We start from the raw sequence: 19,366 nt of genomic DNA, 5'->3' as shown, positions 1-19,366 counted from the left end.
TTTAAAGTAAAATATCCCTTTAATATCTCCTCTTAAACTACTTTACTACTATTATTTATTATACTATGGTTAAGACATCGCCAGAAGGATGGTTATGTAATACGATAATGGCATTACTAGATGCTCTAATAGCTGCTTTAAAGACTTCTCGTGGATGAATAACGGATGCATTCAATGTTCCTTTATAAATTGTTTCTTCTTTAATCACAATATTTTTAGAATTTAATAAGAGTACAACAAAATGTTCTTGAGCCAAATCTTTCATCTTTGACATCATAATATCTGCAACGTCACTTGGAGAAGTTATTTTAATCTTTTCACTGAGGTCTCTAGCATACATTCTCTCACCAAGTTCAAAAGCAGCTTTAAGAATGACTGCTTTATATAATCCTATTCCTTTAATTTTTGTAAAGTCATTTATTGATAAATGTTTGAGCGCTTTTAAACCATCAAAACGTATGATTAATTCATTGGCAATATCTATACTTGAAAATCCTTGCCTTCCTGTATTAATAAGAATTGCAAACAACTCACTATTAGATAAGCTTTTCTCTCCATTATGTATGAGTCGCTCTCTAGGTAATTCAGACTTTGCCATACTTTTAATTCTCAATAATTATCAACCTTTCTATAAATACATTAGTGTGGAATGGTATAAACAGCTTGCAAATATAAATCCAATAAACATAAATGGTACAAATGGAATATACGTTTGCTGTTTCGTGATGAATAAAACTGAAGATACGATAATAGCAATAAAAAGCGTAAAGAGTAAAAATATTACGTAAAAATGATAAGGGAAAAAGCAGGATAAAATGGTTAAAAGTAGTATATCACCGTAGCCTATATGTTTAGGGGATAAAAAATAAAATGCATGTAATATGAAGAAAAAAATAATAAATGTGGAAAAATAAAATATTGAGTGTGCCGTACACACTATCGCGAAGAGAATTAACATAAATACATTAATGGACAATGTTTCTATATCATAAAGTGCCATGGTCAGTAAAAATAAATACGTGGTAATGAAAAGAGGTAAATGCACTTGGACGTCGAAATAAATAATTATCGGAATCAGTATAAACGATAAACATTCTCCTATAATATAATGACGTTTTAACTTATTGTGACAACAAGCGGTGTTCCCTCTTAAAATAAAAAAGCTAAGTATAGGTATTAGAACAAACCATTGTAATTTCGAGTCACAATAATCACATTTAGAACGCATTGTTAGATAATTGAATTTTAATTGCGTCATATTTGTCAGTTGATATAAAAAACTAAATAGAACACTGCAAACAAAAGACGTTAATAGCACTAGCATCACCTATAATAAGTATAACGCTTCCCCTATAAAAGTAAATAAGTTGTGTGATTTATATTATAAATAATATATAGTATTTAAAAAACAGAGAAAAATTGAAGCGGTTTTTCAAATTATCGTTATAACTAAAATTCCCAAGTCAACTAGGTATTTTTAGTCACCTAGACAACTTGGGAATAAACTACTATAAATTTAAAACTCAGTATTACTTTTTACTTCACTTATAAAATACAAACTACCGGTAATTAATAGCCCGTCACCATCGTAATTCTTTATGAACGACACATAGTCATCGATGAATTCAATATTTTCTAGATTTACTTGTTCGGACAATTCCTCTTTAGTTAGTGCTTTAGGAAAATCAAATTCAGTGAAATATAAGTGATTTGATATTTCTTCAAGTTTATTAAGCATACCGTGAACCGGTTTACCTTTTATGGCTGAGAATAGAATATCCATTTTTTCATTGTCATAATAATTTTTGATAGTATCAATTAGCGCTTCAATACTTTCATTATTATGCGCACCATCGATAATCATTAATGGATTCTCTTTGACTTGTTCAATGCGACCAGTCCATGTAACACTCTCAATTGCATCAATCATCTTATTAAAATCCAAAGTGATAACATCTTGCTCGTAAAGTTCTATCAGTGCAGTAATGGCAAGAGATGCATTTTCTTTTTGATGTTCTCCAAGCATATTTAGAATAATTGTTTCGAGCTCATAATCTTTATATCGGTAAGTAAATTCATCATCTTGTGATACCACAACGATTTCACGATCAAGTTCAATAGGTTTTGCTTCAGTACTCTCTGCAAGATCACGGATATATTTAAGTGCTTCCTCATTCTTAACAGCATAAATGACAGGTGTATTCGGCTTGATAATTGCACCTTTATCTTTTGCAATATCTAAATATGTGTTACCTAATATATCTGTATGATCTAATCCTATACTTGTAAGTACTGAGAGAATTGGATTAAACACATTAGTGGAATCATTTTTTATACCTAATCCCGCTTCAACAACAACGAAATCAACTGGATGGATTTGACCAAAGTAAACGAACATCATCGTTGTGATGATTTCAAATTCAGTAGCGCCACCTAATTCTGTTTCTTGTTCTAAAGCTTCACTAATTGGTTTAACTATTTCAACTAATTCAACAATTTCATCATTTGTAATTGGAAGTCCATTTAAACTGATTCTTTCGTTGAACGTTTCAATAAATGGAGAAGTGAACGTTCCTACTTCATAACCATTTTCAACTAAAGCGGCTCTTATATAAGCGACAGTTGAGCCTTTACCATTTGTACCACCAACATGTATGCCTCTGATATTTAATTGAGGATTATTCAAACGATCTAGCATCCATTCCATACGTTTTACACCGGGTTTGATACCAAATTTAGTTCTCTCATGTATCCAATACAAACTCTCTAGGTAATTCATTGGCGATTCTCCTATGCTTTTAATTGTTCAATTCTGTTTTTCACACCATCATATTTTTCTTGATAACGTTGCTGTTTTTCTTTTTCTTCGTTGATGATTTTTTCAGGCGCTTTATTAACAAAATTTTCATTAGATAATTTTTTATCAACACGATCTAGTTCTTTTTGTAATTTATCTAATTCTTTTTCTAAGCGTGCAATTTCTTTATCCATATCGATTAAACCTTCTAAAGGCAATACAACTTTACCAGCAACTACTACTGCAGTCATCGCTTTTTCTGGTATATCAATATGTGTATCTATCGTTAATTCACTTGGATTACAGAATTTATGAATATAATCTGCATTTTCAATAAGTGTTGCTTTAATATTTTCATCTTTGGCTTGAATGAAAATAGGAATAGCTTTTGAAAGTGGTGTATTCACTTCAACACGTGATTGTCTTACAGATTTGATGATTTCAACTAATTGTTGCATCGTTTGTTTACTATCTTCAAAGATATATTCTTCTTTAACAGTTGGCCATGATGCTTTTACAATAGTTTCTCCTTCATGCGGAAGACTTTGCCATATCTTCTCAGTGACAAATGGCATGAATGGATGTAACATTCTCATCGTTTGATCAAGTGTGTAACTTAAAACAGAACGTGTTGTTTGTTTTTGTACCTCATCATCACCATTCATTGGGATTTTACTCATTTCAATGTACCAATCACAGAATTCATCCCAAATGAAGTTATATAATGCTCGACCAACTTCACCAAATTCATATTTCTCGCTTAAGTTTGTAACTGTTTCTATTGTTTCGTTTAAGCGAGTTAGTATCCATTTATCTGCAAGTGATAAATTACCACTTAAGTCGATATCTTCGAATTTAAATTCTTCTCCAATATTCATTAAACTGAAACGTGCACCGTTCCAAATTTTATTAATGAAATTCCAAACGGATTCTACTTTTTCAGTAGAGTAACGTAAATCATGACCAGGTGATGATCCTGTTGCTAGGAAATATCTGAGACTGTCTGCCCCATATTCTTCAATAACATCCATAGGGTCTACACCATTACCTAAAGACTTACTCATTTTTCGGCCGTCTTCAGCTCGAACTAATCCATGAAGTAAAACATCATTGAATGGTCTTCTATCTGTAAATTCCAGACCTTGGAATATCATTCTCGCAACCCAGAAAAAGATAATGTCATAACCCGTTACTAACGCATTCGTAGGATAGTAGCGTTTGTAATCGTCGGCATCGATGTTTGGCCAACCTAAAGTTGAGAACGGCCATAACGCACTTGAGAACCAAGTATCTAATACATCTTCATCTTGTTCCCAATTATCAATGTCTTTAGGTGCTTCTTCTCCAACATAAATATCTCCTGTTTCTTTATGATACCATGCAGGAATTTGGTGTCCCCACCATAATTGTCTAGAAATCGTCCAGTCTCTAATTTCTTCCATCCAGCGATTGAAAGTATTCTCAAAACGTGGTGGATAAAAATCAATGCGATCATCCGTTTTTTGATTATCAAGTGAACGTTGTGCTAGTGGTTTCATTTTTACAAACCATTGCGTAGATAAGTACGGCTCAACAATAGCACCAGAACGTTCAGAATGCCCAACAGAGTGAACGTGCTCTTCAATTTTAATAACTAAATCTTGCGCTTTTAAGTCTTCAACTAACTGTTTACGGCATTCGAAGCGATCTAAACCAGCATATTTACCAGCTTTATCGTTCATTTTACCATTTTCATCCATGACTATAATATTTTCTAAATCATGTCGTTGCCCAATTTCAAAGTCATTTGGATCGTGTGCAGGTGTAACTTTCATTGCCCCACTACCAAAATCAATATCAACATATTCATCAGCTAATATTGGTAATTCACGACCAACAATAGGTAATATAACTGTCTTTCCAATTACATCTTTATAGCGGTCATCATTTGGATTTACTACTATAGCAGTATCTCCTAACATTGTTTCAGGTCTTGTTGTTGCGATTTCAATATACCCTTCACCATCAGCATAAGGATATTTAAAATGATAAAAATGACCTTGAACATCTTCATGAATGACTTCAATATCTGATAGCGCAGTTCGAGCTTCGGGATCCCAGTTAATAATACGTTCTCCACGATAGATGATACCTTTATTGTATAAGTCAACAAAGACTTTTCTCACTGCTTTACTTAATCCGTCATCCAAAGTAAATCGTTCTCGACTATAATCAAGTCCTAATCCTAATTTAGCCCATTGTTGGCGAATAAATGATGCGTATTCCTCTTTCCATGACCATGCATGTTCTAAGAACTTTTCACGTCCAATATCATGACGAGAAATGCCTTGTTCTTTTAATTTAGCATCTACCTTAGCTTGAGTAGCAATACCAGCATGGTCCATACCAGGTAAATATAAAGTGTCATAACCTTGCATACGTTTCATTCGCGTAATGATATCTTGTAACGTTGTATCCCATGCATGTCCAAGATGTAATTTACCTGTTACATTGGGTGGTGGAATTACAATTGTGTATGTTTCTTTTGATTTGTCTTCTGAGGGTTTGAAATAACCATTCTTTACCCATTCTTCATAACGCCCAGCCTCAACTTCGCGTGGATTATACTTAGGTTCCATGTTCATCGATTAAAAACCTCCTAATAATTAAAAAAACATCCTCCTAAATAACATAGGACGGATGTTCCGTGGTACCACCTAAATTCAAGCATATATCCATATACTTGCACTTAATTTGATTAACGCTCAAACACGCTTTTATCTACTTATTAATTGTTCAATAAAAGTTCTAGTGGGCTACCTTCAGATTGAATGTTATACATATTTACACCGACCATATGCTCTCTGTGCTATCATTCAAACTTACTCTTCCCAATAATATATTTCATTACTTAATTATAGTATAATGGAAATCGTGATAAGTCAATCTCTTGGAGGTATATTTATGAATGAATGTGCATTTAGCACAACAGACCCGACTTACTTAGATTATCATGACAATGTCTGGGGACAACCTATATATGATAGTAAAGCCTTATTTAAACTAATGGCTTTAGAATCTCAACATGCTGGGCTATCATGGCTCACTATATTAAAAAAGAAGCACTCATATGAAGAAGCATTTTACAACTTCGAACCAAGCAAAATTGCACAAATGACACCAAGTGATATTGATGCATTAATGGAATTTCCAAATATTGTTCATAATCGTAAAAAGTTAGAAGCCATTGTGTCACAAGCCAAGGGCTATTTCGAAATAGAAAAAGACTATGGTAGCTTTAGCCACTTTCTATGGTCTTATGTAAATCACAAACCAATTGATTTAAACTACACAAATGCTTCGGAAAGATTAACCGTAGATGATCGTGCTAAGCAATTGTCTAAAGACTTAAAAAAATATGGCTTTAAGTTTCTTGGTCCAGTAACTGTATTTTCATTTTTAGAAGCGGCTGGGTTATATGACGCTCATTTAAAAGGATGCCCATCTAAACCTTCATAAAATTAATATGGGGCGGAACAGAAATAAAATATATTTGTTGTCCCGCCCCAGCTTGCTTAGCTTGTAGCTTTTTATGATGACATTCACTTAGCTAGGACCCGGCTAGCAAAGATAACTAGGTTTGTTAAACGTTTGATTTAAGCATCTTCTTAGTTCAATCGGCTACTGTAAATTTACCAAGTAATATTATCTAACTATTTTGCTCCAACCTCATCTTTTTTTCAGAAATTTCGATATACCACCACGTAAGAAAAAGCCAATGATAGGTGCTACTACAAATAAAATAAAAAAGATTCTAAATATATGGAAACTAGAAATCATTGCCACATCTGCCCCAGTTGCCATTGCGACTAGAACAATTTGACTCATACCTCCCGGCGCCCCACCTAAAAATAATTCATTAATATTATTATTTGTAAACAGATGCACAACGTATACCATGATAAATGATCCAATGATTAAAAAGACATTTTGATAAATTATAGCTACGGCAATACGACCTTTTAAATCTGAGAGTAAATTGGCAATCTGTAGTCCGATTCTAATCATATAGATCACTTGTGCAGAAGCAAGGATATAGTTATCCAGTGTAAATATGTGTTGTGTCGTCAAATTCCAAATAACCAAAACTAATATAGGCGCTAATAATTGTTTATTAGGAAAATTAATTTTCGCCATAAAACTATAAACAATGGCAATACAACACACGAGTAATATAACTTGCGATAAGTTAAGTACTTCTGTTAATGGTGGTGATTTCAGAGGCGTTACGCCATTATCACCATGGCTACTAAAGAAATATGAAATCATTGGTACTAATATCACTACAAAAATGACTCGAGACGTTTGCGTTAAACTCACCACGAGTATATTTGCATTTTTATTTTCCTCAGCCATGATCAACATTTGACTTAATGCACCGGGTATAACACTTAATATCGCCGTTTCAGTGTTAACATTTGCTATTTTCTTAAAAAAGAATGCTATCAGTAGCGATAAAATGATAAGTAATAGTGTAACAATAATAATTGTCAGCCAATCATCATTGATATCATGAAGCACTTCAGTCGTGAATGTCGATCCAATTTGAACACCTAATAAAATAAGACCAATCTGACTGAACCAAAAAGGCCATTTAACCTCTAATTTAAATACCTTAATGACAATTATTGATGCAATAATAGGACCAAACATATATGGTAAAAGAATGTGTGCAACATGCAGTATTAAGCTTATTACAATTGCTGTCACTAAAAGAATAAAGTTATTGATCCATATTTTTTTCATTATGCATCCACTTCTTTCATTAAAAATGAGGTTAAGACATCATCGAGTTGAAAGTCCTAACCTCATTCTATTTCATAACATTATACAATACGACTTAGAGCAGTATCAAATGCTTGGATGGTTTTTTCAATGTCTTCTTTACTATGTGCTGTAGATAAGAAAGTACCTTCAAATTGAGATGGTGGTAAGAATACCCCTTCTTTTGCCATTTCACGATACATTTGACTAAATCGTTCTAAATCACTTTTATTTGCTTCTTCAAAATTAGTGACAGGTCCTTCATTTAGGAAGTATCCAATCATAGAACCAGCTCTATTTATAGTGATTGGGACGTTATGTTTACTAAAGACTTTTTTAAGTCCCTCTTCTAACATATCACCTAATTCTTGGAAATATTCATATGACTCAGGTGTTAATTGACTTAGTGTTTCATAACCACTTGTCATCGCTAACGGGTTACCTGAAAGTGTTCCTGCTTGATAAATATTACCTACTGGCGCAATTTTATCCATTATTTCTTTTTTACCACCAAAAGCACCTACTGGTAGTCCGCCACCGATAACTTTACCTAAGCAAGTAAGATCTGGCGTAATACCAAAGTAACCTTGTGCACAATTGTATCCTACTCGGAAACCTGTCATAACCTCATCAAAAATAAGAAGTGCACCATAATCATTTGTAATATCACGTAATCCTTGTAAAAATCCATCTTTAGGTGGAACAACCCCCATATTACCTGCAACAGGCTCTACAATAATACCAGCTATATCATCCCCGTAATTCTCAAATGCAACTTTAATTGCATCAAGATCATTATAAGGAACGGTGATTGTATTTTTAGCAGTGCCTTCAGGTACACCAGGTGAATCAGGTAAGCCAAGTGTTGCAACACCAGAACCCGCTTTAATTAATAATGAATCACTATGGCCGTGATAACATCCTTCAAATTTAACGATCTTATTACGTCCTGTATAACCACGAGCCAATCGTAAAGCTGCTAATGTTGCTTCAGTTCCAGACGAAACCATACGTACCTTTTCAATTGATGGCACGCGTTCGATAACTAATTCAGCAAGTTTATTTTCCTCTAATGTAGATGCACCAAAACTTGTGCCTCTATCTACAGCTTCATGAAGTTTTTTAATGACTTGTTCATTCTTATGTCCTAAAATTAATGGCCCCCAACTTAATACATAATCAATATATTCATTGCCATCAATATCATAAATTCTTGATCCTTTAGCATGATCCATAAAAATTGCTGGTGTATCTACAGATTTAAATGCTCTTACAGGGCTATTAACACCACCTGGCATTAGATTTTCAGCAACTTGCATAGCCTCTATCGATTTCTCGTAACCCATATCAAAGTCCTCCTACTAGTTATTTTATTTATCTAAATAACGACAAATGTCTTTAGCAAAGTAAGTAATAATCATATCTGCGCCAGCGCGTTTCATAGAAACCATTTGTTCCATAACAACACGTTCTTCATCAATCCAACCATTTTGAGCTGCAGCTTTCGTCATCGCATATTCACCACTAACGTTATAAGCGATAACAGGAATATTTGTATTATTTTTAACATCTCTAACAATATCTAAGTAACTTAACGCAGGTTTTACGATCATCATATCTGCGCCTTCTTTTAAGTCACTTTCAAGTTCACGGAATGCTTCTAAACGATTTGCGGGATCCATTTGATATGTTTTTCTATCTCCAAATGACGGTGCAGAGTCTGCCGCATCTCTGAATGGTCCAAAGAAGCTTGATGCGTATTTAATGCCATAACTCATAATTGGAACATTATAATAACCTGCGTCATCCAAGCCTTTTCGAATTTCAGCGACAAAACCGTCCATCATATTACTTGGTGCAATAATATCAGCACCTGCTTCAACTTGTGAAAGAGCCGTTCTAACAAGCAATGGTAAGGATTTATCATTATCTACATCATGCGTATGCTCATCGATCACACCACAATGACCGTGGTCTGTATATTCACATAAACATGTATCTGCAACGATTAATAAATCTTGATGCAATGCTTTGGCTTTTCTAGTCGCTTCTTGAATAATGCCATTATGATCATATGCACCTGAACCTACATCATCTTTAGCATTCGGTACACCAAAGAACATAATCGCTCTTATACCTAAGTCATATGCCTCATTAATTTCATCATCTAACAAATTTAAACTGATTTGATAAACGCCAGGAAGTGATTTTATTTCACTTTTTACATCATCTTTTTCAACTACAAATATTGGGTAAATTAAATCTTCTTTTCTAACATGATTTTCTCTAACTAAATTACGCATTGATTCTGATGAACGTAATCGTCTATGTCTATCAAATTTCATTATTATACCAACTTTCAATAATTTTATTTATAAGCGATTCTGAAGTTTGTTTATCTGCTACCAATGATTTTAAACCATGTTGATGTAATGTGTTCGCAGTTTGCTTTCCTATTGCAAAATAGTTATTAAACTGTTTCGGCACATTATGCTTTACATATGCGTTTACAGCAGAAGAACTTGAAAACGTTATAGCATCAATCTTATGACTTTCGACTTGTTGAATCACTTCACTAATATGTCTATTATTCGCAATAGGTTCATATAAATCGATTTTGGTCACACTATTAGTTAGTGCTAACGTTTGATGAAGTTTAGGTCGCGCCATAGCACTACTTGGTATTAAAATAGATTGATTTTCTTGTTTAAACTGTTCTAACAACCCTTCTTGAGAGTAATCATCAGGAACAAAGTCCACATTAATATTTAACGTTTCACATAGCTCTGCTGTTTTCTTGCCAATAACTGCTACATAGTTAACATCTACTTGATTTAAATATTGATAAAATAATCGAACCGCATTTTTAGAGGAAAAAATAATCCAGTCATAATTATGATGCAAAACTTGAGTGTCAAATTCAAGTGATTGAATTTCAATAAATGGCTTATGCACTATTTCAACTAAATCACTACTAAATTCACTCGATTGCGTCATAACTACAACTGGTTTCATAATTCATTGCACCTCTAAAATTTGGTTTAATGCGATTGTTCTTCGTTTAATTTTTTTATGATGTCATAAGCGCCTTGCTCTTTTAATACACGACTGACTTTTTCACCTAAATCAATTGGATTGCTACCAACTTCTGTATGTTCATATCTTTCTGAGCCATCTGGCGTCATAATGAGCCCAGTAAATTCAATTTCCCCATTTTCTTTGTTTGTGGCATAACCACCAATAGGTACTTGGCAACTTCCATCCATAGCCGAAAGGAATGTTCTTTCAGCAGTAACACAGTCTGCTACTGATTGATTATGGACTTTCTGCAATAATTCTAATAACTCGGTATCATCACTACGACATTCAATACCTAATGCACCTTGGCCGATAGCTGGTAATAAAACATCTTTATCTAAATACGTTGTAACGATGTCATCTGACCAACCCATGCGTCTCAATCCAGCAGCAGCTAAAATAATGGCATCATAATCTTCAGTTTCAAGTTTATGAAGGCGCGTGTCAATATTACCTCTTATCCATTTTATTTCTAAATTGGGATATTTAGATAAAATTTGAGCACCACGTCTTAACGAACTTGTTCCAATTATACTACCGTCTGGTAATTCATGTAATGGAACATGATTTTTTGAAATATAAGCATCAAACGGTACTTCCCTATCTGGTATACAACCTAAGGTTAAACCTTCAGGTATGATGCTCGGCACATCTTTAAGTGAGTGAATCGCCATGTCGATATCTTTATCAAAAAGTTCTTGCTGAATCTCTTTGACGAATAGCCCTTTACCACCAACTTTAGATAGTTGTTTGTTTACAATGCGATCACCTTTTGTGACAATCTCTTTAATTTCAATTTCTAGAGTTGGATCCATTTCTTTTAACTTATCGATAAATTGTTGGCTCTGTGTTAAAGCAAGTTTACTTCTACGTGAGCCTACAACTAATTTGCGCATACTTGTTGCCTCCTAATGACATTTAAAAAATTTAAGTGAAATGCGTTGTAAAAAATAAATTAACCATACATAAGCAAAATAACACAATGTTAAAGTAGATTAAATAAATTGTTTTAAACCAGTGATTGATACGACTTATTAAATAAATAGCGTAGAAAATGGTAATAATTGACGATAATACCACTTTAGGGTCAGCAAAGATACTATGACCTATGGCATACACGCCCCACTGAGCACCTAGGATAACACTTAAAATCAAGATGATGAATCCAGCTAAAGATGAGTAGAACACAACGGTTTCAAGTGTAGCTACGCTACCAATCCTAAAATACTTTTGATCAAAATTCTTCTCTCTCAAATTTCGGTACTGAATAATATACAGCAACGAATTAACAAAAGCTAAAGCAAAAAATGCATAACTTAATACTGCTAATCCAATGTGCACTAACAATAATTCATTAATAACTGCAACCCGTTGCACGTTTGTTGAATAATGTTCAGGTTGAAACGTATTCATCATTAATAAGATAAATCCTATTACATTAAGAAAGAACACAGAAAAACTTAATACTTTAACAACATTTAAAATCAATGCAATACATATGATTATCCACGATAAAAAGAAAAATACATCAAATAACGAACTTAAAGGAATTCTATTATGTGAAGTGATATAAACAGACAAAGAGATTGTTTGTAATATCCAAACAATCCCTAATGTATAAATTCCCAATTGTCTAATTTTGTGACTCTTTTTAACGAAGTCAATAAAATAACAGAGAATACTAATTAAATATATAATTAATATTATTTCATGAAATCTAATAAACAGGGTCTCTTGCATATTATCACCATATAAATATGCTTATTCAAAACTAAAGATATGACGGATAGACATTTCTTTTTCTTTTTGTACTTTACGCGCTTTAATATGTTCGTAAGGATCTTCAGCATCAATATCAAATATGTTTTGAAATAGCTCTAATTTTTCATTACTTCTCTTATCATTACTCAATTCTTTGGCCTGTTTTATTGGATCTTTCAACATTTGATTGATAATACTTTTAGTGTGTTTCGAAATTATTGTACGTTCTCTATCTGTAAGATTAGGAAGCTTTCTGTCGATACTATCCATCGTTTCTGATTGGATTGTCATTGCTTTTTCACGTAACGCTCTAATAACAGGTACAACACCTAACATATTCACCCAATCGTTATGTGCTTGTACTTCATCAGGAATTTGACTAGCTATAAAATCTGCAGCCATTTGACGTTCTCGTAAGTTTGCATCAACTAAACCTTTAAGGTCATCCACATCATAACTGAATATATTCTCACTAATGTTAACATCTGGTTCAATATCTCTAGGAACTGCAATATCAATTAACAGTAATGATGAAGCTTTTCTTTGAAGATTGACTTCTTCTATCATAGATTTTGTAACAATAAAATCTGGTGAACTTGTTGAACTGATAACAATATCCGCATCAGTCAATAGAGTTGGTAATGACTCAAGTGTATTATAATTCACGCCGTGCTTGTTTGCTAATTTATACGCATTAGTTTCAGTTCGATTTACAACAGTAATATCATCAATACCTGAACCTAACAAATTTAAAAGTGATAACTCACTCATTTCCCCTGCACCTATGATGATAGCTTGTTTACCTTTTAGTTTACCAAATACCTTTTTAGCTAATTCAACCGCAGCATATGAAACGCTAACAGCATTATCTGCTATATCAGTTTCATTATGCGCTTTTTTAGCAAATGTAATAGCCTGCTTAAATAAATGATTGAACATTGTACCAGTTGTTTGAAGATCTTGAGCTAAAAAGAATGCGTCTCTCATTTGTCCAAGAATTTGTGTTTCACCCAGTACAATAGAATCTAAGCCAGAAGTGACACGCAGTAAATGTTCAACTGCTTCGTCCCCCACTTTAACTTCTGACATTTGTTTTATATCATCTACTTCAAATCCAAATGAACGCGCTAAAAATCTTTGTATATAATAACGACCTGTATGGATTTGATCAACTATGGCATATACTTCAGTACGATTACATGTAGATAGAATAACGTTCTCTAAAATAGATTTAGTTTCGAACAAATCTTCATGGGCTAATCGTAAGGCATCATCTCTAAAAGCGACTTGCTCTCTAAGTGCTACATCGGCAGTGCGATGATTTATACTTAAAGCAATAAAATGCATTTATAACGCCCTCCAAATACTAACAATACTGTTAGTATAACACATAATTTAACGATTTTAAGTTGATTGCTCAAACAAATTAGAAAGATTCTAATTTAAAGTCAAAATTTTGACACTTTAAACATAAAACAATCTAAACAAAAGTTTCAACTTTGTTTAGATTGTAATGATTATAAATAATTAGCAATTAAATCCCATATTTGTTGTTGTTTAGTATTTTGAATTGATGAGTAACTAATGATCGTGTCATCAGTATCTAAATCTAATTTTTCTTTGATATTTTTGATGTGCTTTTGAACTTTGCCTTTAGCAATCTTGTCCTCTTTAGTACAGATGACTAAAGTAGGAATATCAAAATGTTTTAAATAATTATACATTAAAACATCATCTTCCGTAGGATTGTGGCGTAAGTCAACTAATTGAATAACTAACTTTAAACTTTCTCTTTTAGTTAGATACTCTTCTATCATTTTACCAAATTTCTCACGTTGAGATTTACTTACTTTTGCATATCCATATCCAGGTACATCAACAAATATTAATTGATCATCAATATTAAAGAAATTTAATGTTTGTGTTTTCCCTGGTTGTTGTGACGTACGTGCCATATTCTTTCTACCTATCATACTATTTATAAATGAGGATTTACCGACATTTGAACGTCCGCTTAACGCTACTTCAGATAAACCTGAATCTGGATACTGTGCTTCTTGAACTGCACTAATAATTAAATCAATATTATTAGGATTAATATTCATAGATTATCCTCTCTTTTAGAATTAATTTTAACTGTTTCATTATAATATATATTGTGATATTTCTAAACAAACAATTACTCAAATTAAAAAGAGTGGAACGGAATTCAAATTGAATTCGAGGTCCCACTCCAATTTATAATTGTCTTCAATTTCTTTAACACTGGTGACTGTGAATGATTAAAGCATATTAAGCAATATATTTAATTAAGCAGATGTTTTACTATCATTCAATAAGTTGCCTTCAGCGTCATATAGTTCTGGTTCAACTTCATCATTAATTGTTTTATCTGTAATTACGACTTTAGTTACATCTTCTGATGATGGCACATCATACATGATATCAATTAATGCTTCTTCAATAATAGAACGTAAGCCACGAGCACCTGTTTTACGTTCAATTGCTTTTTCACTTACAGCAGCTAATGCTTCTTCTGTAAATTCTAACTCGACATTATCAAGTTCTAACATTTTAGTATATTGTTTTACTAAAGCGTTCTTAGGTTGCGTTAAAATATTTTTAAGCGCCTCTACATCTAATGTTTCCAAGTTAGCAACAATTGGCACACGTCCGATAAACTCAGGAATTAAACCATATGATTGTAAATCTTCTGGACGAATTTGTTCTAACAATGCTTCTTCATCATATTTATCCGCCTCATTACTTGCAAATCCAATTACTTTTTCACCTAAGCGACGTTTAATAACTTCATCGATGCCATCAAACGCACCACCTAAAATGAATAAGATATTCGTTGTATCAATTTGGATTAATTCTTGGTTTGGATGTTTACGTCCGCCCTGTGGTGGCACGCTAGCAGTCGTGCCTTCAAGAATTTTAAGTAAAGCTTGTTGAACACCTTCACCAGATACATCACGTGTAATAGACGTATTTTCAGATTTTCGAGCAATCTTATCAATCTCATCAACATAGATAATACCTTTTTCAGCTTTATCAATATCAAAGTCGGCTGCTTGAATTAATCGTAATAGAATATTCTCTACGTCATCACCAACGTAGCCAGCTTCTGTTAAACTTGTAGCATCTGCAATTGCAAATGGAACGTTTAACGTTTTGGCTAATGTTTGTGCGAGTAAAGTTTTACCGCTACCAGTTGGTCCTATTAACGCAATGTTACTTTTTTGTAACTCGACTTCGTCTTCATTAGGTCCTAATTGTTGAATACGTTTGTAGTGATTATATACAGCTACTGCTAAAGATTTTTTAGCTTTTTCTTGACCAATAACATATTCATTTAAATGATCCATAATTTCTTTCGGTGTAGGCAGTTCAGTAAATTCTTCAGAAGTCGTTTGAGCCAACTCTTCTTCCACAATTTCTGAACATAATTCGATACACTCATTACAGATATATACGCCACTTCCTGCGACTAATTTCTTAACTTGGTCTTGGTCCTTACCACAGAAAGAACATTTTAAATTTTCTTCATCTTCATTGAATTTAAACATTCATTTACACCTCTATTCTTAAACGACTATACTAGATAGCATTCTACAATGCAAATTCATGGTTAACAACTAAAATGCTTAAAACATAGAGTAGCAGGTTACATATATTGATGCACCTGCTACTTTAAATTTTAATTATTAATTTAACAATGAATTATTATTTGTCTTCTTTTGTAGATTCAACGTATTTAGCATTGTCTCTAAGTAAGTCAATAACTTTTTGAATACGTACATCATTTTTAATGATGTCTGTATTACCTAAAGTGTTTTTAATATCTTCTACAGAGATATTAAATTGTTTACTCATTTTTTCTAATTCTTTATCGATATCTTCATCAGTTGCTTCAATATTTTCTTTATCTGCAATTGCTGAAAGTGTTAAGTTTGTTTTAATGCGTTGTTCAGCATCATCTTTCATTTGTTCTCTTAATTGAGACTCATCTTGACCTGAAATTTGGAAATAAGTTTGTAAGTCTAATCCTTGTTGTTGAATTCTTTGACCAAATTCTTGAACCATACGATCTAATTCAGTATCAATCATTGCTTGAGGAATATCGATTGTTACATTATCAGTCGCTTTGTTAATTGCTTCTTCTTTTTCTACATTTTTAGCTTCTTCAGCTTTTTGTTCTGATAAACGTTCACGTAAGTTTTCTTTGTATTCATCAACACTATTAGCTTCAGAATCTAATTCATTAGCGATTTCGTCATCTAATTCTGGTACTTCTTTATATTTAATTTCATTTACTTTTGTTTTGAAAGTAGCTTCTTTACCAGCTAATTCTTCAGCATGATATTCTTCAGGGAATGTAACAACTACGTCTTTTTCTTCACCTTTTTTAACGCCTACTAATTGATCTTCAAATCCAGGGATAAATGAACCTGAACCGATTTCAAGATCGTAACCGTCAGCTTGTCCACCTTCAAATTGTTCACCGTCAACATAGCCATCAAAGTCGATATTCACTGTATCACCATTTTCAACAGCGCCATCTTCTTTAACTACCATATCAGCTAAGTGACCTAAGCTGTGGTCAATTGCTTCTTGTAAATCTTCGTCAGTTAATTCTGAATCTTGTTTTTCAATTTCTAAACCTTTGTAATCACCTAATTGAACTTCTGGTTCAACCGTTACAGTAGCTTCAAATTCGAAATCTTTACCTTTTTCAATTTGTGTAACATTAATTTCAGGTTGCGCTACTGGGTTAATACCAGTTTCATCAATCGCTTCACCATAAGCTTCAGGTAATAGAATGTCTACTGCATCTTGATATAATGCTTCTACACCGAAACGTTGTTCAAAGATAGGACGAGGCACTTTACCTTTACGGAAACCAGGCACGTTAATTTGTTTAACTACTTTTTTAAATGCTTGATCTAATGCTTTGTCTACTTTTTCTGCTGGAACTGTAACTTTTAATAATCCTTCGTTACCTTCCTTTTTTTCCCAAGTTGCTGTCATGTATAAATACCTCCATGATTACATTTTTATTTTTTCAACTTCCCTATTATAGCACACGTCCAATACGGACACAAACAGTCTTTTATAGGGCTTTAAAACACTTTTAAATTTCAATAATCTAACTTTAACGAATTCATTTAATATTATAAAATAATTTGCTCAAAGTTGACCATCAAGTTGATGAATAAAACTTAATACGTCTAAATTAGCTTCCGTATTTTCTATACCAATCATTGATTTAAAATAAACATCATATCCCACAATCCAATCTTCATAATCAAATAATTCATATATATTAAGTGGATATAATAATATAGCATGGTTATTCATTGCATGTATGGCTTCATCTATGATGTTTAGTGCGCCATTCTCTAAACGATCAATGACTTTAGGAATGACTTGAGTTTTAAGTTCAGTATGTTCTAAGCCATTAAGCTCAGATGGAATAACTTTAATGTCGTGACCCATCTTATTTATCGAAATCGCTGAATGATATCCAGCAAACCTTAAGAATTCGATCATTAAACTCTTTAAATTATCTGCTTCTACCTCATTGGCTAGCAAAAAGGCAATGGTTTCTTTAAATTCATAGTGGCCATTATCAATCAATTTAAGAATTAATTGAATTTGTTCGTTTAGGTTCAAGGTGTTGAATTTAGCTAACATTTGACTAGTTATATGTTTATCTTCATTCAACTGTGATTGCGCATATTCTTTTAGTGGGAATAGCGCCATTCTAGTTTTATGACTTTGAACTTCATCTATGATCTGATTTATAACATTGACGGATTCATAGTACTGTCCAAGACCATTTAACGCCTTGATGTAATATAACATTAAGTCATCATATTGTTGAATCCCTCTTTTCAAGAGTACAATAGCCTCTTCTCTTAACTCCAAAAAAGAATTTAAATGATACAGCATATTACATTTAATTAAAGCTAGTGTTTCGTCTAATTCAAATTGTGTCTCATAATTTTCAAATAATTGGTATAGCATTTCATATTGTTGCTTGTTATGTGCTACTTTAATATCTTTATATAGTTTTTGTTGCAATTTCGGAAAAGGGATAATATCAGACATTTCATCTCCCTCCTATAACTCTTTTAAAATCAATGCACTCCATGTTTCAAAATCATCATAATTGTCAATGCTTTCTTTCTCCAACCATTGAATTTTTAATGTATCTGTTTCACGAACTTCAATATCATTTGAGTTAACTTTAATTTTAAAAACTACACCAATATGTACTTTGCCAACATCATTTGTATCATCATTTATAAATCCGATATATTCCATGTTTTGAGAATTGGCTTCAGTTAATCCTACTTCCTCTTCAAGTTCTCTTTGAGCATTTTCTCTTAAAATTTCATTAATCGAACTCGCGCCTATTACATCATTCATGTGTCCACCCACACCAATAGATGATTGACCGTGTAAACGTGATTCTCCACCACCGCTTAACCTTTTATAAATTAGCAATTCATTTTTTTCATTTTCTAGTAAGCAATATGAAATTAATTGTTTATATGAAGGGTCCTCTTCCATATCTCCACGTCGTTTAACTTCATATTTAGAAAAAGTATTAAATATTGCTTTGCCTTGTGGATCATTTTTAGTTAAAAACCCATTAAAGGCATTTGATTCTTCTTCAAAAAGAATATCTCTTGGTACTACTATAATTTGCTCATCATATTTAGACATAGTGTTCTCCTTACAATAATTTCTTAATTAGCATTTTATCAAACTCAATCACCAAAGAACAAATAAAGGTGCATGAACGATTTATAATTTCAATTTTAATTATTTGAAAACAAAAAAAGATGACTTCAAAGTCATCTTTAATAAATCAATTATTTTAGGCTCTATAATAAATTGGACTGATGACTAAAA

16 protein-coding genes, 1 pseudogene and 1 other annotated feature are annotated in these 19,366 nt (G+C 32.6%); of the genes and pseudogenes, 1 reads left to right on the top strand and 16 read right to left on the bottom strand.

Features of this window, described 5'->3' with window-relative positions:
• Window positions 1-73: 73 nt before the first annotated feature.
• From radC to HMPREF3239_RS04820, 4 genes and pseudogenes are all read right to left on the bottom strand, one after another.
• Window positions 74-613 (bottom strand): annotated as a pseudogene (gene radC / locus HMPREF3239_RS04830) (DNA repair protein RadC); the annotation flags it as partial.
• 15 nt (window positions 614-628) lie between these two features.
• Window positions 629-1,324 (bottom strand): prepilin peptidase, encoded by a 696-nt coding sequence (locus tag HMPREF3239_RS12765; RefSeq protein WP_083324753.1) that lies wholly within the window; start codon window positions 1,322-1,324, stop codon window positions 629-631.
• Between the two features lie 192 nt (window positions 1,325-1,516).
• The gene (locus HMPREF3239_RS04825) at window positions 1,517-2,779 is read right to left on the bottom strand and encodes a bifunctional folylpolyglutamate synthase/dihydrofolate synthase (RefSeq protein WP_053029583.1); all 1,263 of its coding nucleotides are present in this window, start codon (window positions 2,777-2,779) and stop codon (window positions 1,517-1,519) included.
• An 11-nt stretch (window positions 2,780-2,790) separates the two neighbouring features.
• The gene (locus HMPREF3239_RS04820; protein WP_070854912.1) at window positions 2,791-5,421 is read right to left on the bottom strand and encodes a valine--tRNA ligase; all 2,631 of its coding nucleotides are present in this window, start codon (window positions 5,419-5,421) and stop codon (window positions 2,791-2,793) included.
• Between the two features lie 44 nt (window positions 5,422-5,465).
• Window positions 5,466-5,684 (bottom strand) — a binding site (T-box leader).
• Window positions 5,685-5,740: 56 nt separating this feature from the next.
• Here HMPREF3239_RS04820 and HMPREF3239_RS04815 point away from each other — a divergent pair.
• Window positions 5,741-6,295, top strand: a complete 555-nt coding sequence (locus HMPREF3239_RS04815; RefSeq protein ID WP_070854911.1) for a DNA-3-methyladenine glycosylase I — start codon at window positions 5,741-5,743, stop codon at window positions 6,293-6,295.
• A 210-nt stretch (window positions 6,296-6,505) separates the two neighbouring features.
• Here the strand turns inward: HMPREF3239_RS04815 and HMPREF3239_RS04810 are convergent, their stop codons facing one another.
• The 12 genes from HMPREF3239_RS04810 to HMPREF3239_RS04755 form a co-directional block, all read right to left on the bottom strand.
• Entirely contained in the window at window positions 6,506-7,582 is a 1,077-nt protein-coding gene (locus tag HMPREF3239_RS04810; protein WP_070854910.1) for an AbrB family transcriptional regulator, read from the bottom strand.
• Between the two features lie 80 nt (window positions 7,583-7,662).
• Window positions 7,663-8,946 (bottom strand): glutamate-1-semialdehyde 2,1-aminomutase, encoded by a 1,284-nt coding sequence (hemL, locus tag HMPREF3239_RS04805; protein WP_053029587.1) that lies wholly within the window; start codon window positions 8,944-8,946, stop codon window positions 7,663-7,665.
• 24 nt (window positions 8,947-8,970) lie between these two features.
• On the bottom strand, window positions 8,971-9,945 hold the full coding sequence (gene hemB / locus HMPREF3239_RS04800) for a porphobilinogen synthase (RefSeq protein ID WP_070854909.1): 975 nt from the start codon (window positions 9,943-9,945) through the stop codon (window positions 8,971-8,973).
• The gene (locus tag HMPREF3239_RS04795) at window positions 9,935-10,615 is read right to left on the bottom strand and encodes a uroporphyrinogen-III synthase (protein ID WP_070854908.1); all 681 of its coding nucleotides are present in this window, start codon (window positions 10,613-10,615) and stop codon (window positions 9,935-9,937) included. Before HMPREF3239_RS04795 ends, hemB begins: the two co-directional genes overlap by 11 nt.
• Before the next feature lie 26 nt (window positions 10,616-10,641).
• Window positions 10,642-11,574 (bottom strand): hydroxymethylbilane synthase, encoded by a 933-nt coding sequence (hemC, locus tag HMPREF3239_RS04790; RefSeq protein ID WP_070854907.1) that lies wholly within the window; start codon window positions 11,572-11,574, stop codon window positions 10,642-10,644.
• 31 nt (window positions 11,575-11,605) lie between these two features.
• The gene (locus HMPREF3239_RS04785) at window positions 11,606-12,418 is read right to left on the bottom strand and encodes a cytochrome C assembly family protein (RefSeq protein WP_070854906.1); all 813 of its coding nucleotides are present in this window, start codon (window positions 12,416-12,418) and stop codon (window positions 11,606-11,608) included.
• Between the two features lie 21 nt (window positions 12,419-12,439).
• Complete coding sequence (gene hemA, locus HMPREF3239_RS04780; protein ID WP_070854905.1) at window positions 12,440-13,786, bottom strand: glutamyl-tRNA reductase; 1,347 nt, start codon at window positions 13,784-13,786, stop codon at window positions 12,440-12,442.
• Between the two features lie 170 nt (window positions 13,787-13,956).
• Window positions 13,957-14,544, bottom strand: coding sequence for a ribosome biogenesis GTP-binding protein YihA/YsxC (yihA, locus tag HMPREF3239_RS04775; protein WP_070854904.1), 588 nt, complete (start codon window positions 14,542-14,544; stop codon window positions 13,957-13,959).
• A 204-nt stretch (window positions 14,545-14,748) separates the two neighbouring features.
• On the bottom strand, window positions 14,749-16,011 hold the full coding sequence (clpX, locus tag HMPREF3239_RS04770) for an ATP-dependent Clp protease ATP-binding subunit ClpX (protein WP_070854903.1): 1,263 nt from the start codon (window positions 16,009-16,011) through the stop codon (window positions 14,749-14,751).
• 157 nt (window positions 16,012-16,168) lie between these two features.
• Window positions 16,169-17,473: a trigger factor gene (gene tig, locus HMPREF3239_RS04765; protein ID WP_070854902.1), complete on the bottom strand. Its 1,305-nt coding sequence runs from the start codon at window positions 17,471-17,473 to the stop codon at window positions 16,169-16,171.
• Between the two features lie 159 nt (window positions 17,474-17,632).
• On the bottom strand, window positions 17,633-18,556 hold the full coding sequence (locus HMPREF3239_RS04760) for a hypothetical protein (protein ID WP_070854901.1): 924 nt from the start codon (window positions 18,554-18,556) through the stop codon (window positions 17,633-17,635).
• 12 nt (window positions 18,557-18,568) lie between these two features.
• Window positions 18,569-19,177 carry an NUDIX domain-containing protein gene (locus tag HMPREF3239_RS04755; protein WP_053029597.1) on the bottom strand — a complete coding sequence of 203 codons (609 nt, stop codon included), beginning with the start codon at window positions 19,175-19,177 and terminating at the stop codon, window positions 18,569-18,571.
• Window positions 19,178-19,366 lie beyond the last annotated feature (189 nt).

Origin of the sequence: Staphylococcus sp. HMSC34C02, from assembly GCF_001838705.1 — a bacterium.
GTDB lineage: Bacteria > Bacillota > Bacilli > Staphylococcales > Staphylococcaceae > Staphylococcus > Staphylococcus borealis.
This window is presented reverse-complemented; position numbering and strand designations above follow the sequence as displayed.

Excerpts from the sequence above, each read along its gene's own strand:
- yihA (WP_070854904.1), bottom strand. The coding sequence starts at position 14,544 with ATGAATATTAATCCTAATAATATTGATTTAATTATTAGTGCAGTTCAA.
- HMPREF3239_RS04820 (WP_070854912.1), bottom strand. The coding sequence starts at position 5,421 with ATGAACATGGAACCTAAGTATAATCCACGCGAAGTTGAGGCTGGGCGT.
- tig (WP_070854902.1), bottom strand. The coding sequence starts at position 17,473 with ATGACAGCAACTTGGGAAAAAAAGGAAGGTAACGAAGGATTATTAAAA.
- HMPREF3239_RS12765 (WP_083324753.1), bottom strand. The coding sequence starts at position 1,324 with ATGCTAGTGCTATTAACGTCTTTTGTTTGCAGTGTTCTATTTAGTTTT.
- hemB (WP_070854909.1), bottom strand. The coding sequence starts at position 9,945 with ATGAAATTTGATAGACATAGACGATTACGTTCATCAGAATCAATGCGT.
- hemL (WP_053029587.1), bottom strand. The coding sequence starts at position 8,946 with ATGGGTTACGAGAAATCGATAGAGGCTATGCAAGTTGCTGAAAATCTA.
- clpX (WP_070854903.1), bottom strand. The coding sequence starts at position 16,011 with ATGTTTAAATTCAATGAAGATGAAGAAAATTTAAAATGTTCTTTCTGT.
- HMPREF3239_RS04755 (WP_053029597.1), bottom strand. The coding sequence starts at position 19,177 with ATGTCTAAATATGATGAGCAAATTATAGTAGTACCAAGAGATATTCTT.
- hemC (WP_070854907.1), bottom strand. The coding sequence starts at position 11,574 with ATGCGCAAATTAGTTGTAGGCTCACGTAGAAGTAAACTTGCTTTAACA.
- hemA (WP_070854905.1), bottom strand. The coding sequence starts at position 13,786 with ATGCATTTTATTGCTTTAAGTATAAATCATCGCACTGCCGATGTAGCA.
- HMPREF3239_RS04810 (WP_070854910.1), bottom strand. The coding sequence starts at position 7,582 with ATGAAAAAAATATGGATCAATAACTTTATTCTTTTAGTGACAGCAATT.
- HMPREF3239_RS04815 (WP_070854911.1), top strand. The coding sequence starts at position 5,741 with ATGAATGAATGTGCATTTAGCACAACAGACCCGACTTACTTAGATTAT.
- HMPREF3239_RS04795 (WP_070854908.1), bottom strand. The coding sequence starts at position 10,615 with ATGAAACCAGTTGTAGTTATGACGCAATCGAGTGAATTTAGTAGTGAT.
- HMPREF3239_RS04760 (WP_070854901.1), bottom strand. The coding sequence starts at position 18,556 with ATGTCTGATATTATCCCTTTTCCGAAATTGCAACAAAAACTATATAAA.
- HMPREF3239_RS04785 (WP_070854906.1), bottom strand. The coding sequence starts at position 12,418 with ATGCAAGAGACCCTGTTTATTAGATTTCATGAAATAATATTAATTATA.
- HMPREF3239_RS04825 (WP_053029583.1), bottom strand. The coding sequence starts at position 2,779 with ATGAATTACCTAGAGAGTTTGTATTGGATACATGAGAGAACTAAATTT.